This window comes from Aquincola tertiaricarbonis, assembly GCF_000969605.1.
Taxonomy (GTDB): domain Bacteria; phylum Pseudomonadota; class Gammaproteobacteria; order Burkholderiales; family Burkholderiaceae_C; genus Aquincola; species Aquincola tertiaricarbonis.
Genome location: NZ_JZUE01000076.1, coordinates 1 through 1,041 on the forward strand (window position 1 = coordinate 1; position 1,041 = coordinate 1,041).

1 protein-coding gene is annotated in these 1,041 nt (G+C 64.9%); it reads right to left on the reverse strand.

Annotation, left to right across the window (positions count from 1 at the left end):
- A partial coding sequence (locus VO99_RS27460; protein ID WP_046116156.1) for an IS481 family transposase occupies nucleotides 1–946 on the reverse strand: 946 nt, incomplete at its 3' end.
- Nucleotides 947–1,041 lie beyond the last annotated feature (95 nt).

Consider the following 1,041-nt stretch of genomic DNA (forward strand, 5'->3'; position numbering starts at 1 on the left):
TGTGAACCGTCAAGAGGTTCTTTCTTGATTTGGTGAGTTTGGACATCGGAAAAGCGCCGCTGATACCTGCGTGAGGGCGGTGCCAGTTGTAGTGGTGCTGCCAGCTGGCCAACGCCTGCGTGCGCTGGTCGGAGTTCTGGTAGGTCCATCCATAGGCCCACTCGCGCAGCGCCGACTGGATGAAGCGCTCGGCTTTGCCGTTGGTCTGGGGCCGGTACGCGCGGGTGAACTTCTGCGTGATGCCCAGAGCAGTGCAGGCGGCGGCGAAGTCCTTGGACCGGAACGCCGAGCCGTTGTCGGTCAGCAAGCGGCGCACCGTGATGCCCAGGCTGGCGTAGTAGGCCACCGCATCACGCAGGAACTGCACTGCCTGCGGCGTCCTCTCGTCCGGGTGCATGGCCGTGAAGGCAATGCGCGCGTGGTCATCCACGGCCACGAACAGCATCTCCCAGCCGGCCCCGTCGACCGAGTCGCGGCGGTTGCCCGTAACGCGGTGGCTGGGTCGCTCGATGCGTCCGAGCTTCTTGGTGTCGATGTGCAGCAGGTCGCCTGGCTGGTCGTGCTCGTAGCGCACCACCGGCTCGACCGGATCCAGATCGCTGAGCTTGGACAACCCCGCGCGAGCCAGCACGCGGCTAACGGTGCTGGCGGAGACGCCCACGCTTAGGGCGATGCGCGCCTGGGTCATGCGGCGCCGGCGCAGCTCCACGATCAGCAGCGCCTTGGACGGATCGATGGCACGAGGCGAGTGGGCGGGCCGCGACGACGCGTCGGCCAGCGCTGCCTCGCCCCCGGCCAGGTAACGCCCAAGCCACTTGCGTGCGGTCACAGGCGTCACCCCGTGCTTAGCGGCCGCATCACTGGCCGACCAGCTCAGCTCGATCATCTGCTCAACCATCTCCAGGCGACGTGCGTACGTCAATCGGGCATGCTTATGGATGTTCATCCGGTTGGCTTCCTTGAGGATTGGGTGTTTGGCGACTTCCAGTCTCTCAAACCCAACCCGGATGAACACCGGATACAACCTATTGAAGCTTCACA